The sequence below is a fragment of the Pseudomonas sp. MONT-RG-20F-20-E-7-02 genome (assembly GCF_022662395.1).
Taxonomy (GTDB): domain Bacteria; phylum Pseudomonadota; class Gammaproteobacteria; order Pseudomonadales; family Pseudomonadaceae; genus Aquipseudomonas.
The window spans coordinates 217189-229966 of record NZ_JAKNQN010000004.1 but is presented as its reverse complement, the minus strand read 5'-3'; the positions used below and the strand labels follow the sequence as shown (position 1 = coordinate 229966).

The following is a 12778-nucleotide window of genomic DNA, read 5'->3' as shown; positions in this document are numbered from 1 at the left end:
AAGCACTATGAAATACCTGGTGTGCGCCCTGTTATTGGCAGCGGCAGGACCGGCCTGCGCGCAAACGCCGAGCCTGTTGGCGAACTGCACGCGCAGCGCCAACCTGCTTGCTTGCGTGGACCCGTTGGGCAATGCCTACAGCGTGGCGACGGTGGGAAGTACCACCTACTTGCGCGGTTTTGAGGTGATCGGCAAACGCTACTGGGCACAGACCAACAGCCGGTATGGGCAGCTGACGTTCTTTACCGGGTTGGCGTCCGATGGTGAGGCGTGGGTCGGCTACACGCGCCGCGTGGGCTGGACCACCATCAACCGGTTTTCCAGTTCAGGTGGCGCCAGCGCCAAGTTCACGTGCAGCCGTGTTACCGGCTGTTAAACCTGGCCGCTCTTCTGCTCTTGAACCCAGGCCATGTAGCTGTTCATGGGCGGGTTCTTCTCGAAATATTTTTTCAGACCGTCGAACAGGCCATCCGCCACTGCCTGTTGATGCCGCGCCGTCACCAGCCGTTGGGCGTCCTGGGTATTGGAAATAAACCCGGTCTCGACCAGGATCGACGGCACGCCCGGTGACTTGAGCACCGCAAAACCCGCTTGCTCTACCCGCTTCTGGTGCAGCGTGGTGATGCTTTGCAGGCTGCCCAGTACCGAGCTGCCCAGCTGCAGGCTGGAGGCGATGGTGGCGTTCATCGACATGTCCAGAATCACCCCGGCCAACATCGGGTCCTTGTCCTTGAGATTGAGCAAGGTGGTGGCGCCCAACAGGTCGGCGCCGTTTTCGCGCTGCGCCATGAAACGCGCGGTGGCGGACGTCGCGCCGCCTTCCGACAGCGCGTATACCGAGGCGCCCGACGCCGTGAGCCGGGGCGCGGCATCGGCGTGCACCGAGATAAACATGTCGGCCTTGTGCTGACGGGCAATGTCCACGCGCTTGCGCAGCGGCACGAAGAAATCGTCGTTGCGCACCAGTTTCACGTCGAAGCCCTTCTCGCGCTTCAAACGTTTGGCCAACAGTTGGGCGATGGACAACACCACGTCTTTCTCGCGCTGGCCCTTGGAGCCGATAGCACCTGGGTCTTTGCCGCCATGGCCGGGGTCGACCACCACAATGATGTCGCGCTTGGGATGCGCCTTGTCCACCGGCGCCACCAAGGGCGGCGGCTCAGCGGCGATTTGGCGCGGCGCGCGGGTGGCGCTGCTCAGGTCGAGTACCAAGCGATGGCCCTGGCCATCCTGCGGCGGCAACAAAAAGCTGTTGAGCTGCATCGGCGCAGTCAGGTCCAGCACGATACGCGTATCACTTTTACCGAAATGCCCGGAGCGAATCGAGGTAATGCCGCTGTTCTTCAACGCCAATTGGGAAAAGTCACCCGTGAGCCCGGCGCCGCTCAAATCGATGATCAAGCGATCCGGCGAGGTCAGGGAAAAGGTCTTGTACTGCACCGGGCCGCTGAGATCGAACACCAGCCGCAGTTTGTCATCGGAGCGCCACAGGCGCGCATTGCGAATTTGTGTGGCGAACGCCCCCAATGGAAAGGTGAACAGAGGGCTGACCAGCAGCAGGTTGAGTAGCTGACGTCTGTGCATGACATATACCGCAAATAGAGGAGCGTCCCTGCTCGACATGACTGAAGAAAGGCTGGAGCAGAAAAATCATCGTCGACTCAATAGTTATAATATAACATGTCTTTTTATTTCCAACGATGGACCTGCTCATGAATGCGCTGACTCTGCCGGATATCGCCGCGCAGGCTTCACGCCAAGCCTTGCCCCTCGACTGGGTAGGCATGTGCGGTATCGCCTTGCCGATCCTCATCGACGGCCAACGCCTGACCGCCACCGCCGATGCGGGCGTCAGCCTGGACGACGGCGAGGCGCGTGGCATTCATATGTCACGCCTGTACCTGGCCCTGGAAATGCTCGACCAACAGCCGCTGACGCCTGCGCTTCTGCGTACTCTACTTGAGCGCTTTCTTGAGAGTCATGAAGGTTTATCTAAGAACGCCTACTTGCGAATCCACACTGATTTGCTGCTAAAACGCCCGGCGTTGGTCAGCCCATTGGCCGGCTGGAAGGGCTACCCGGTGTGCATCGAAGCGCGCTTGGAAAATCAGATGTTCCACGTGGAACTAAAAATTGACGTTACGTATTCCTCAACCTGCCCCTGCTCCGCTGCGCTCGCCAGGCAATTGATTCAGCAGCAATTTCTCGAAGATTTCGCCAACACGCCGTTGCAGCATGAAGACGTGCTGACTTGGCTCGGCAGCCCCAACGGCATCGTCGCCACGCCCCACAGCCAACGCAGCAGCGCACAGCTCTGCATCCAGCTGGACGCCAAACTGTCCACTTTGCCGCTCACCAACTTGATCGACGACGTCGAAACTGCCCTGGGCACCGCCGTGCAAACCGCTGTGAAACGTGCGGACGAACAAGCCTTCGCCCTGGCCAACGGGCAGAACCTGATGTTCTGCGAAGATGCCGCCCGCCGCCTCAACCTCGCCTTGAAACGCTCGGATGCCGTCAAAGCCTTCCACCTGAAAGTGATCCACGCCGAAAGCCTGCACGCGCACGATGCCGTGGCTGAAAGCCGCTGGACGAGAGACTCTGCATGATCACCTGTAACGCTCTGCGCTGGGGTGCACCGGGGCAACCGCTCACCCCTGCGCTGGATTTGACCCTGGAAAAAGGCAGCCTCACCGGCATCATCGGCGCCAACGGCACCGGCAAAAGCAGCCTGCTCAAAGTGATCGCCGGCTTGCAAAAGCCGCTGGCGGGCAAGGTCAGTGTGGATGTTCCACGCCGAGGCGGCCTGTCGTTCCTGCCTCAGCAACAACACCTCGACAGACAGTTTCCGATCAGCCTGCAAGCGTTGGTCGCCGCCGGTTTCTGGGGCACCCAGCTCACGCCGCCACAACGCAGCGAACGCCTGCAAGCCGTGCTGGAAGATTGGTGCCTCAGCGGCCTGGAACATCGCCCGCTGATGGCCTTGTCCGGCGGCGAACTGCAACGCGCCCTGCTCGCGCGCATGAGCCTGGCCGAAGCGCCGGTGTTGTTGCTCGACGAGCCCCACGCCGCCCTCGACGAAGAAGGCCAGGCGCTGTGCTGGAAACACATCCACGCCTGGCACGATCAAGGCCGCACGCTGATCGTCGTCTGCCATGACCTGGCGTCCGTGCGCCACCACACCCAGAACGTGGTGCAGATAAAAAGCACCGGCTGCGTGTTCGGGCCCAGCAAAGAACTGATCCGTCCCCAAGCCCACATGCAGGTGGCCTGATGCACTTCGCCGCGCACTTGTGGATGCCCTTCTTCGACTTCGTTTTCATGCGCCGCGCACTCATCGGCGGGCTGGTGCTCGCCTGCAGCACCGCGCCGCTGGGAGTGTTCCTGATCCTGCGGCGCATGAGCCTGATCGGTGACGCCGTGGCCCACGGCATTCTGCCCGGCGCCGCACTGGGCTTCTGGTTTGCCGGGCTCAGCCTGCCCGCGCTGACCATCGGCGGCCTCGGCGCCGGGTTGAGCATGGCCGGTTTATCCGCATGGATCACCCGCCGCACCGGCCTGCGCGAAGACGCCAGCCTCGCCGCCATCTACCCCATTTCCCTCGCCGCCGGTGTGCTGATCCTCGGCATCGCCGGCAAGCGCCTGGACCTTTTGCACCTGCTGTTCGGTTCAGCGCTGGCCGTGGACGAAACCACCCTCACCGGCATGCTCTGGGTCTCCGGCTTCAGCTTGATCGCCATGGCGCTGATCTACAAACCGCTGTTGCTGGACACCCTCGACCCGCTGTTCCTGCAAACCGTCAGCCGCCTCGGCCCGCTCGCTCATGGGTTGTTCCTGACCTTGGTGGTGCTGAACCTGGTGATCGGCTTCCAGGCCATCGGCGCGTTGATGGTGGTGGGTTTGATGATGTTGCCGGCGATTGCTTCACGGTTCTGGAGCCGGCGCCTGCCGGTGTTGATTGCGGTGTCGGCGGTGCTGGGATGCCTGTCGGTGTGGTTCGGTTTATTGCTGTCGTTCTACTACTCGCTGCCCAGCGGCCCGGCCATCGTGCTGGTGGCTGGCGGCGGGTATTTGCTTTCCGTGGTCTTCGGTCCGGTGCACGGCTTGCTGCGCCGCCCGCCCTCTCTTACATCCCAATGAGGTGTTTCCCGATGCGCGCTCTACTCGTGCTGTTCAGCCTGCTGCTGCCGTTGTCGATGGCTCAGGCTGCCGACAAACTCCAGGTGGTTACCAGCTTCAGTATTCTCGATGACATCACCCACCAGATCGGTGGCGATCACATCCAGATCAGCAACATGGTCGGCCCGGACGCCGACGCCCACACCTACGAACCCACGCCGGACGACGCCAAGGCGCTGCTCAAGGCCAAGGTAATCATCAAGAACGGTTTGGGCTTCGAGCCCTGGCTGGACCGCCTGGTGACCAGCACCGAAACCAAGGCCACGGTGGTGACCGCCAGCAAAGGCGTGATCTCCCACACCATGGAAGAAGACGGCGAAACCATTCCCGACCCGCACGCCTGGCATAACCTGGCCAACGCCGAAATCTACGTCAACAACATCACCAAGGCGCTGATTGCCGCCGACCCGGCCAACAAAGCCGACTACCAGCGCAATAGCCAAACCTACCTGAAAGAAATCTACCGCTTGCTGGCCGAAGCCAAAGCCAAGTTCGGCGCGCTGCCACCGGGTAACCGTCGCATCGTCACGTCCCATGACGCCTTCGGTTATCTCGGCCAGGCCTATGGCATCCAGTTCCTGGCGCCCCAAGGCCTGTCGACTGAACGCGAACCGTCTGCCGCCGAAGTTGCCGCGCTGATCACCCAGATCCGCAAAGACAAGGTCAAAGCCGTGTTCATGGAAAACATCAAGGATTCGCGCCTGCTCAAGCAGATTGCTGACGAAAGCGGCGCGCAAATCGGCGGCACCTTGTACTCCGACGCCCTCGCCGCCGAAGGCCCGGCCAGCACCTTCACCGGGCTGTTCGAATACAACCTCAACACCCTGTGCGCCGCCCTGAGCAAGCCATGACCCTGAGCATGCTCGACCTGGAAGGGGCTGCCCTCGGCAGCCGCTTTCCACTCGAACCCGTGCTCGACGCCCTGCCGTGGAACCGCGATGGCCTGATCGCCGCCATCGCCCAGCAACACGGCAGCGGCGAGGTGTTGATGCTGGCCTGGATGAACCGCCAGGCCCTCAATGAAACCCTGGCCACCGGCCAAGTCTGCTACTGGTCGCGCTCGCGCCAACAGCTGTGGCGCAAAGGTGAAAGCTCCGGCCACTGGCAGCAGTTGGTCGAAGCGCGGCTCGACTGCGACGGCGACGCCGTGCTGCTGATCGTCGACCAGCAAGGCCCGGCCTGCCACACCGGCCGGCCCACCTGTTTCTACAACGCCATCGATGGCGCCTACGTTAATGTCATTACGGAGCCCGCTGCATGATCCGCAAAAACCCTTCTGGCGATCTGCCGGTGATTGCCGAATCGGCCTACGTCGATAAAACCGCAATCATCTGCGGCAAGGTCATCATCGGCGAGAACGTATTCGTCGGCCCCTACGCCGTGATACGCGCCGACGAAGTCGACGCCACCGGCGACATGGACCCGATCACCATCGGCGCCAACTCGAACATTCAGGACGGCGTGGTCATTCACTCCAAATCCGGCGCGGCGGTGAACATCGGCGAGTTCACTTCCATCGCCCACCGTTCCATCGTCCACGGCCCCTGCACCGTCGGCGACCGTGTGTTCATCGGCTTCAACAGCGTGCTGTTCAACTGCGCCGTCGGCGATGGCTGCGTGGTGCGCCACAACTCAGTGGTGGATGGCCGCGACCTGCCCGCCGCGTTCTATGTGCCCTCCACCACCCGCATCGGGCCGAACACTGACCTGTCGCAATTCCCGCCGGTGAGTGTCAGCGCCTCGGAGTTCTCCGAAGACGTGGCGCGCACCAACGTCGATTTGGTGCGTGGCTACAAAGCCTTGCAAAACGAGTTCTGAACCATGAGCCGCCTGCTGATTCGCAATGCCCGTCTGGTGAATGAAGGCCAGGAGTTTGACGCCGATGTACTGGTCGCCAATGGCCGTATCGAGAAGATCGCCGCCAGCCTCGAAGGCTACAACGAACCGGTGGAAATTGACGCACAAGGTCAGTGGCTGCTGCCGGGCATGATCGACGACCAGGTGCATTTCCGCGAACCCGGCGCGCCCGACAAAGGCAGCTTCTACAGCGAATCCCGTGCGGCGGTGGCCGGTGGTATCACCAGCTTCATGGACATGCCCAACACCCATCCCGCCACCTTGAACCTGGAAGCCCTGGCCGATAAAAAGCGTCGCGCAGCGTTGCACTCGGTGGCCAACTACGGCTTTCACTTTGGCGTGAGCAACGACAATCTCGACACCGTCGCCGCCCTCGACCCGCGCGAAGTGGCCGGGGTGAAAGTGTTCATGGGCGCCTCCACCGGCAACATGCTGGTGGACGACCCACGGATTCTGGAGCGACTGTTTGCCGAAGTGCCGACTATTCTGCTCGCTCACTGCGAACACACACCGAGCATCCTGGCCAACGAACAGCGTCTGCGTGAGCGCTTTGGCGACAATATCCCTGCCGTCGCCCATCCACTGATTCGCGATGCCGAAGCCTGCTATCGCTCGTCGTCGTTTGCAGTGGAGCTGGCCAAGCGTCACGGCACGCGCCTGCATGTGCTGCACCTGACCAGCGCCCGCGAGCTGGCCTTATTCGAAGACAAACCCCTGGCCGAAAAGCGCATCACCGCCGAGGTCTGCCTGCACCACTTGCTGTTCGATGACCGCGACTATCACCGCCTCGGCCACCAGATCAAATGCAACCCGGCGATCAAGACCCGCGCCGACCGCGACGCGCTGCGCCTGGCCTTGCTGAGTGAGCGTCTGGATGTGATTGGCACTGATCATGCGCCGCATACCTGGGCGCAAAAACAGTTGGGCTACCGCGAAGCACCCTCCGGCCTGCCGCTGGTGCAGCACGCGTTGCCGGCGTTGTTGGAGTTGGTGATCGACGGGCATCTGCCGCTGACCACGCTGGTGGCTAAAACCAGCCACCGTGTTGCTGACCTGTTCGCCATCCCGGACCGCGGCTACCTACGCGAAGGCTATTGGGCTGACCTGGTGCTGATCAAGCCCGAGCCCGAAGGCAAACCCGTCAGCAGCCAGCCGATTCTCGCGCGCTGCGGCTGGACGCCTTTCGCCGAGCGCAGCTTTCGCCACAGCGTCAGCACCACGCTGGTGTCCGGCCACCTGGCGTGGCACAACGGCCAGGTGGTCGACAGCTGCCAGGGCTTGCCCCTGCACTTTTTGCGTTAAGCGCGGGGTTTGACCGTACCGCAATCGTTGCCCAGCCACTGGGCGTGCGTGTCGAGGCTGCCCTTTTGCTGGATGCCGGTGGCATTGAAGGTGCCGTTCACGGTGGTGGTGAATTCCTGCTGACTCTGGAACGTGGCAACGCCGGTGCCTTGGGCTTTCGGGCAGCTGAAACGGAATTTCCACTGGTTTCCGGTCTTGTCGGTCACTTCCTGTTTGCAGCCCGACTGCGGGTCGGTCAGCGGAATGGAATCCGACGCGACTTGGGCGGGCGTCAGGCAAACCTGCACGCCTTTGCCGGCCATGGTGATGCCTTGTTTTTCCAGCATGGCGCGCTGTTCAGGTGTCATCTGTTGCTTGAGCTGACCGAGGATCAGCGACAGGTCCGGCAAGTCCTGGTTGTCGACTTTCATATTGCTGGTGGTCAATTCCCACAAGCCCGGCGCCAGCATCTGCGCCTGAGCCGCCACGGGCAGCGACAATCCAACAACCATGGCCAAACTGAGCAGACGAGCATTCATCGGGTAACTCCTGGGTAATTGTGGGCGTTAGACGCCGCAAAGGTGTCAGTGTTGCACGGCAAATAAAATAGCGACATTCACGGCGGTTCATGGTCTGTTAGGCACTTGATTGCCTGGAGTTAAGTCATTCATGGATTTTTTTGGCCCGCACCTGCTCGCCTACTTCATTGCCACGTTGCACTTTCTCGGGACTCTGGCCGCGATCCACGCGGTGCTGACGGTCAGGACTGCCCAAGGCTCGATTGCCTGGGCGTTGTCACTGATGTTCATGCCGTACCTGACGCTGATTCCCTACCTGATTTTCGGCCGCAGCACCTTCGACGCGTACATCCAGGCGCGGCGCCAGGCCAATCAGGAAATGCACACCGCTATCACCGAGCTGAACTGGCGCCCCTGGGTCGAAGAAGCCCTGGCCGCGCGCAACTCCAGTGCCTATGCCTCGCTGCGCGCCATGCCCAAACTGGGACGCATGCCGTGCCTGGCCAACAATCAAGTGCGCCTATTGATCAATGGCGACGCCACGTTCAGCGCGATCTTCGAGGCGATTCGCAACGCCAAAACGGCGGTGCTGTTCCAGTTTTTCATCATTCATGACGACGAGCTTGGCAGGCAGTTGCACGCCTTGCTGAAGGAAAAAGCTGCCGAAGGCGTAGACATTCACGTGCTCTACGACCGCATCGGCAGCCACGCCCTGCCCCACCGCTACGTACAATCGCTGCGCGACGCCGGGGTCAAAGTCAAAGCGTTCGCCACCCGCAGCGGCTGGCTCAATCGGTTCCAGGTCAACTTCCGCAACCACCGCAAAATCGTGGTGGTGGATGGCATCACCGGGTTTGTCGGCGGGCATAACGTCGGCGATGAATACCTGGGCAAAAAACCACCGCTGGCGCCGTGGCGCGATACCCATGTGCAAGTCACCGGCCCGGTGGTGGCGTGCCTGCAGGAATCGTTTGCCGAAGATTGGTTCTGGGCCGCGCGCGAGCTGCCGCCGCTGATCCTGCCGGACGCTTACCCCGAGGACGGCGTGCTTTGCCAATTGCTCGCCAGCGGCCCGGCCGACCCGTACGAAACCTGCTCGCTGTTTTTCGTCGAGGCCATCCACGCAGCGACCGAACGCGTGTGGATCACCAGCCCCTATTTCGTGCCCGATGAGGCGGTGTTCTCCGCCCTGCGCCTGGCGGTTCTGCGTGGCGTAGATGTACGCCTGCTGCTGCCGTCGCGGCCCGACCACCGCATTGTGTATGCCGCCTCCAGCCTCTACGCCATCGAAGCGGTGCGCGCCGGGGTGCGGGTGTTCCGCTATAAACCGGGCTTCCTGCACCAGAAAGTGGTGCTGGTCGACAGCGAGATCAGCGCCATCGGCAGCGCGAACATGGACAACCGTTCGTTCCGGCTGAATTTTGAAGTGATGTTGCTGACGGTGGATGAGGCGTTCGCCAGCGAAGTGGAGCAGATGCTGCTGGATGACTTTGCCCTGGCCCATGAAGTCAGCCAGGAAGAAAGCCGCGAGACGCGCCGCCTGCAACAGTTGGGCATGCGGGTTGCGCGGCTTATTTCACCCATCCTCTGAGCACAACAGAACAAATGTGGGAGCTGGCTTGCCTGCGATGGCGGTGTGTCAGTTGACCCATCTGGTCCTGATACACCGCCATCGCAGGCAAGCCAGCTCCCACAGTTTTTGATCCCCAGTGTGTTTTGAAGATCAGCGGTAAATATCTTCCCGCGTCCACGGCAGTTCATGGCTGCCATCGGCATGCGGTTTCACCGCCAATATCTGGTGCAGGTTGATCCAGCCCCGCGCAAACGCATACGCGCAGCCCGCCAGGTACAGCCGCCAGATGCGCAACGCTTGCTCCGGCACCATCTTCGCCGCCGCTTCCAGGTTGTCTTCCAGGCGTTCGCTCCAATGGTCCAGCGTGCGCGCGTAGTGCAGGCGCAGGCTTTCGACGTCGACCACTTCCAGCCCGACTTCACTGATTTCCGCGGTCATCATCGCCAGGTGCGGCAGCTCGCCGTTGGGGAACACATACCGCTCGATAAAATCCCCGGCGCCACGGCCCACGGGGCGGCCGTCGGTGTGCTTGGCGGTAATGCCGTGGTTCATCACCAGGCCGCCTTCACGCACCGCGCCAAACAGGGTTTTGCAGTACTGGGCCAGGTTGGCGTGGCCGACGTGTTCGAACATGCCCACGCTCACCACTTTGTCGAAACGGCCGTCTTGAGGCAGGTCGCGGTAGTCGAGCAGTTGCAGGTCTACCTGGCCTTCCAGGCCCTCGGCTTTGACCCGTTCGCGGGCCAGCGCCAATTGCTCTTTGCTCAGGGTGATACCAAACACCTTGACCCCAAACTCACGCGCGGCAAAACGCGCCAGCCCGCCCCAACCACAGCCTACGTCGAGCAAATACTCGCCCGGCTGCAAGCGCAACTTGCGGCACAGGTGGCGGAATTTGTCTTGTTGAGCCTGGTCGATGGATTCGCTGCCGGTTTCGAAATAACCGCAGGAGTACGCCATGTCCTGATCCAGCCATAGCTGGTAGAACTCGTTGGACAGGTCGTAATGGTAGGAAATGGCGGCTGCGTCAGTAGCCTTGTCGTGGATCGAGCGCACCGGACGACTCCCCTCGTCGTCATCGATCAAGGCGTGACTCAGCTCGTCACACACCCGGATCACTTCGGTGATGGAGCCTTCCAGCTCCAATTTGCCCTCGACGAAGGCTTCGCCCAATGAGTCGAGCGTTGGATGGGTCAGGCTGGAAACGACCGTGGGGTCCTTCACCACGATGGTCACACTGGGCTCGGGGCCCAAGTTGAATTCATGGCCGTCCCAGAGTCGAAGACGCAGCGGTAGCTTGAGATTCTGTAAGGCCGGTGGAAGTTGCGCGAGCATGAGTAATCCCCCCTTGTTTCAGACGTCTGGAGTGAGGGTAGACCATCCGAAGACAAAGTAGGAGGCTATCGATTTGATAGCGCTGATCTATGGGGCTCGAAACTCGAGCAAACCGTCTTGGATCCACTGTTTCAGCCACGTAACCGCTTGCAGCGATGCACCCTCTCCAGTAGTGACTGCCAACTCTGCGCACAGTTCTGAAAAGTTCCAGCCGGTGGTGGCCATGCCTGCCAGCGCGCAGGCTTCATCAGGCTCCAGGCTGCGGTAATGGCAGACATTCTGGTGACGCCACACCAGGCAAATCTGCGCCAGTTCCAATGCGTGGCTGTGGGGGAAATCCGACTCATCCTTGCTTGCGCGCCAGATCGCCACGCTATTGAAATGGCACAGCACCTGCTGCACCGACGGCGCCAGGCTCACCTGCAACCCCGGCCAGTCTTCGGGCGCCAGTTGCGCCATGTCATTGAGGCTCAAAGGCTCACCCTGCGGCGCATCGAAGGCGAGGGTAAACGCCCACTCCAATCGCGCCAGCTCGGCCAGCGGCGCGCTCTGCTCCGCCACCAGATGCTCAACGAGAAATGCCGGGAACCGCTCGCCCAACCAACGCAGGCTGTAATGGGCCGACGGATAGCGCCGCACGTAGGCGTCTGTCAGTAACGCGAATTCGTCGTCACCCAGCCAATACCAGATGGCGCTGAAGTCGTGGCGCAACACTTCCTGCAGCCGCGAGACATAGGCGTTGTGATAAATCGCCAGGCCCGTGTCCACGTCCAGGGTCGGCCCGCCCAGCAAGGTGGCGGCAAAGCCACTGTTGGCCACCGAGCTTTCGGACAATAGATGCTGTTCAAAGGCCAGCTGCCAGTCGATCAGGCGCATAACGCCCTCCTGGCCAACGCGCTGGCGCCCAGCTCACGGGCCTTGCTCAACTCGGTGAGCAACTCTTCGAACGGCGGGAAATGGTCATCACGTTCCAACAGCGTCGACACCGGCCCCAGCAATTCCAGCGTCTGTTGATAAAGCGCCCACACCGGGTCGCACACCGGGTGGTCATGGGTGTCGACCACGTAGTCGCCGTAATCCATATGCCCGGCCAGGTGCAGTTGGCGGATGCTTTCGGGCGGCAGATTGCGGATAAACGTCCAGGCGTCGAACCCGTGGTTACGCGAGCTGACGTACACGTTGTTAACGTCCAGCAACAGCTGGCACCCGGTGAGGTGGGCCAGGGCGTTGAGAAATTCCCACTCGGTGAATTCGTCGGCCTTGGAGCGCACATAACTGGAGACGTTTTCCAGCACCAGCGGGCGCTGCAATACGTCCTGCACTTGGCGTACGCGGCTGGCCACGTGGTAAAGGCTTTCTTCGGTGTAAGGCAGCGGCAGCAAGTCGTGCAGCTGGTGTGCGCTGCCACGGCTCCAGCACAGGTGATCGGAAATCCACGCGGGCTGAATGCGCTCGGCGAGCTGTTTGATGTGTTTCAGGTAATCGGTATCGAGGGCATGCGGCCCACCGATGGACAGGGACACACCGTGCATCACCAAGGGATAGCGCTCGGCTATCGCGTCCAGGTAATACAAGGCTTTACCGCCCTGGACCAGATAATTCTCGGAGATCACTTCGAACCAATCCACGGCCGGCGATTGTTCAAGGATCTGCTGGTAGTACTCACTGCGTAAACCCAGGCCGTAACCCAGACTTGGAAGGGACGCGGACATGACTCACTCCAGGGCAAAGTGTCCGCAGCGGTGGGGGGCTTCCGCTGCGGGTGCACTCGGTTGCCGGTTATTCGCCGACGGTGCCGCCAGCCTTCATGCAGGCATCAGCCGAAGGCTTGGCAACGAAGCCCTGGCCTTTGCAAGAACCCAGACCTTTGCACGCATGGTCCTTGGTTTTGCAATCGTTCTGGCCTTTGCAGGCGTTGATGCCGTAGCAGTGCACGGCCGTGTCAGCGGCTTGAGCCTGAGTGACAACACCAGCAAACATGGTAGCGGCGGCCATTGCGAGAGCGGCACCAGCAGCAGCGGATTTGATGTTCATC

The 12778-nt window shown here is 61.5% G+C and carries 15 protein-coding genes; 9 read left to right on the top strand and 6 right to left on the bottom strand.

Features of this window, described 5'->3' with window-relative positions; all coding sequences use genetic code 11:
• The first annotated feature begins 7 nt into the window (after positions 1-7).
• Positions 8-376: a glutamine synthetase gene (locus tag L8I05_RS14005; protein WP_159961170.1), complete on the top strand. Its 369-nt coding sequence runs from the start codon at positions 8-10 to the stop codon at positions 374-376.
• Here the strand turns inward: L8I05_RS14005 and L8I05_RS14000 are convergent.
• A complete protein-coding gene (locus L8I05_RS14000) occupies positions 373-1584 on the bottom strand; it encodes an N-acetylmuramoyl-L-alanine amidase (RefSeq protein ID WP_242169628.1) in 1212 nt (403 codons plus the stop codon). The two genes, L8I05_RS14005 and L8I05_RS14000, sit on opposite strands and share 4 nt — an antisense overlap.
• A gap of 128 nt (positions 1585-1712) precedes the next feature.
• Between L8I05_RS14000 and folE2 the strand changes: the two genes are divergently transcribed.
• Genes folE2 through L8I05_RS13965 form a run of 7 tightly spaced genes read left to right on the top strand, consistent with a single transcriptional unit; the run spans position 1713 to position 7338 of the window.
• Entirely contained in the window at positions 1713-2609 is an 897-nt protein-coding gene (folE2, locus tag L8I05_RS13995; protein WP_242169626.1) for a GTP cyclohydrolase FolE2, read from the top strand.
• Complete coding sequence (locus L8I05_RS13990; protein WP_177016747.1) at positions 2606-3274, top strand: ATP-binding cassette domain-containing protein; 669 nt, start codon at positions 2606-2608, stop codon at positions 3272-3274. Before folE2 ends, L8I05_RS13990 begins: the two co-directional genes overlap by 4 nt.
• The gene (locus L8I05_RS13985) at positions 3274-4140 is read left to right on the top strand and encodes a metal ABC transporter permease (RefSeq protein ID WP_145158332.1); all 867 of its coding nucleotides are present in this window, start codon (positions 3274-3276) and stop codon (positions 4138-4140) included. Before L8I05_RS13990 ends, L8I05_RS13985 begins: the two co-directional genes overlap by 1 nt.
• 11 nt (positions 4141-4151) lie before the next feature.
• Positions 4152-5030 (top strand): metal ABC transporter substrate-binding protein, encoded by an 879-nt coding sequence (locus L8I05_RS13980; RefSeq protein ID WP_197626310.1) that lies wholly within the window; start codon positions 4152-4154, stop codon positions 5028-5030.
• A complete protein-coding gene (gene hisI / locus L8I05_RS13975) occupies positions 5027-5440 on the top strand; it encodes a phosphoribosyl-AMP cyclohydrolase (RefSeq protein ID WP_242169624.1) in 414 nt (137 codons plus the stop codon). The genes L8I05_RS13980 and hisI overlap by 4 nt, the downstream gene beginning before the upstream one ends.
• Positions 5437-5997: a DapH/DapD/GlmU-related protein gene (locus L8I05_RS13970; RefSeq protein ID WP_159961184.1), complete on the top strand. Its 561-nt coding sequence runs from the start codon at positions 5437-5439 to the stop codon at positions 5995-5997. The genes hisI and L8I05_RS13970 overlap by 4 nt, the downstream gene beginning before the upstream one ends.
• Before the next feature lie 3 nt (positions 5998-6000).
• A complete protein-coding gene (locus tag L8I05_RS13965) occupies positions 6001-7338 on the top strand; it encodes a dihydroorotase (protein WP_242169622.1) in 1338 nt (445 codons plus the stop codon).
• Here the strand turns inward: L8I05_RS13965 and L8I05_RS13960 are convergent.
• Positions 7335-7856, bottom strand: coding sequence for a DUF3617 domain-containing protein (locus tag L8I05_RS13960; protein ID WP_159961188.1), 522 nt, complete (start codon positions 7854-7856; stop codon positions 7335-7337). The two genes, L8I05_RS13965 and L8I05_RS13960, sit on opposite strands and share 4 nt — an antisense overlap.
• Positions 7857-7986: 130 nt before the next feature.
• Between L8I05_RS13960 and cls the strand changes: the two genes are divergently transcribed.
• On the top strand, positions 7987-9426 hold the full coding sequence (gene cls / locus L8I05_RS13955) for a cardiolipin synthase (protein WP_159961190.1): 1440 nt from the start codon (positions 7987-7989) through the stop codon (positions 9424-9426).
• Positions 9427-9558: 132 nt separating this feature from the next.
• Here cls and cfaB read toward each other — a convergent pair whose 3' ends face one another.
• The 4 genes from cfaB to L8I05_RS13935 form a co-directional block, all read right to left on the bottom strand.
• On the bottom strand, positions 9559-10743 hold the full coding sequence (cfaB, locus tag L8I05_RS13950) for a C17 cyclopropane fatty acid synthase CfaB (RefSeq protein WP_177016753.1): 1185 nt from the start codon (positions 10741-10743) through the stop codon (positions 9559-9561).
• 87 nt (positions 10744-10830) lie between these two features.
• Positions 10831-11619 carry a DNA-binding domain-containing protein gene (locus L8I05_RS13945; RefSeq protein WP_242169620.1) on the bottom strand — a complete coding sequence of 263 codons (789 nt, stop codon included), beginning with the start codon at positions 11617-11619 and terminating at the stop codon, positions 10831-10833.
• A complete protein-coding gene (locus L8I05_RS13940) occupies positions 11610-12455 on the bottom strand; it encodes a DUF692 domain-containing protein (protein ID WP_242169618.1) in 846 nt (281 codons plus the stop codon). Before L8I05_RS13940 ends, L8I05_RS13945 begins: the two co-directional genes overlap by 10 nt.
• 67 nt (positions 12456-12522) lie before the next feature.
• The gene (locus L8I05_RS13935; protein ID WP_242169616.1) at positions 12523-12777 is read right to left on the bottom strand and encodes a hypothetical protein; all 255 of its coding nucleotides are present in this window, start codon (positions 12775-12777) and stop codon (positions 12523-12525) included.
• Between the last annotated feature and the right edge of the window lies 1 nt (position 12778).

What these genes read in the sequence shown, in the direction of transcription:
- L8I05_RS14005 (WP_159961170.1), top strand. Translation starts at nt 8, where the DNA reads ATGAAATACCTGGTGTGCGCCCTGTTATTGGCAGCGGCAGGACCGGCC.
- L8I05_RS14000 (WP_242169628.1), bottom strand. Translation starts at nt 1,584, where the DNA reads ATGCACAGACGTCAGCTACTCAACCTGCTGCTGGTCAGCCCTCTGTTC.
- folE2 (WP_242169626.1), top strand. Translation starts at nt 1,713, where the DNA reads ATGAATGCGCTGACTCTGCCGGATATCGCCGCGCAGGCTTCACGCCAA.
- L8I05_RS13990 (WP_177016747.1), top strand. Translation starts at nt 2,606, where the DNA reads ATGATCACCTGTAACGCTCTGCGCTGGGGTGCACCGGGGCAACCGCTC.
- L8I05_RS13985 (WP_145158332.1), top strand. Translation starts at nt 3,274, where the DNA reads ATGCACTTCGCCGCGCACTTGTGGATGCCCTTCTTCGACTTCGTTTTC.
- L8I05_RS13980 (WP_197626310.1), top strand. Translation starts at nt 4,152, where the DNA reads ATGCGCGCTCTACTCGTGCTGTTCAGCCTGCTGCTGCCGTTGTCGATG.
- hisI (WP_242169624.1), top strand. Translation starts at nt 5,027, where the DNA reads ATGACCCTGAGCATGCTCGACCTGGAAGGGGCTGCCCTCGGCAGCCGC.
- L8I05_RS13970 (WP_159961184.1), top strand. Translation starts at nt 5,437, where the DNA reads ATGATCCGCAAAAACCCTTCTGGCGATCTGCCGGTGATTGCCGAATCG.
- L8I05_RS13965 (WP_242169622.1), top strand. Translation starts at nt 6,001, where the DNA reads ATGAGCCGCCTGCTGATTCGCAATGCCCGTCTGGTGAATGAAGGCCAG.
- L8I05_RS13960 (WP_159961188.1), bottom strand. Translation starts at nt 7,856, where the DNA reads ATGAATGCTCGTCTGCTCAGTTTGGCCATGGTTGTTGGATTGTCGCTG.
- cls (WP_159961190.1), top strand. Translation starts at nt 7,987, where the DNA reads ATGGATTTTTTTGGCCCGCACCTGCTCGCCTACTTCATTGCCACGTTG.
- cfaB (WP_177016753.1), bottom strand. Translation starts at nt 10,743, where the DNA reads ATGCTCGCGCAACTTCCACCGGCCTTACAGAATCTCAAGCTACCGCTG.
- L8I05_RS13945 (WP_242169620.1), bottom strand. Translation starts at nt 11,619, where the DNA reads ATGCGCCTGATCGACTGGCAGCTGGCCTTTGAACAGCATCTATTGTCC.
- L8I05_RS13940 (WP_242169618.1), bottom strand. Translation starts at nt 12,455, where the DNA reads ATGTCCGCGTCCCTTCCAAGTCTGGGTTACGGCCTGGGTTTACGCAGT.
- L8I05_RS13935 (WP_242169616.1), bottom strand. Translation starts at nt 12,777, where the DNA reads ATGAACATCAAATCCGCTGCTGCTGGTGCCGCTCTCGCAATGGCCGCC.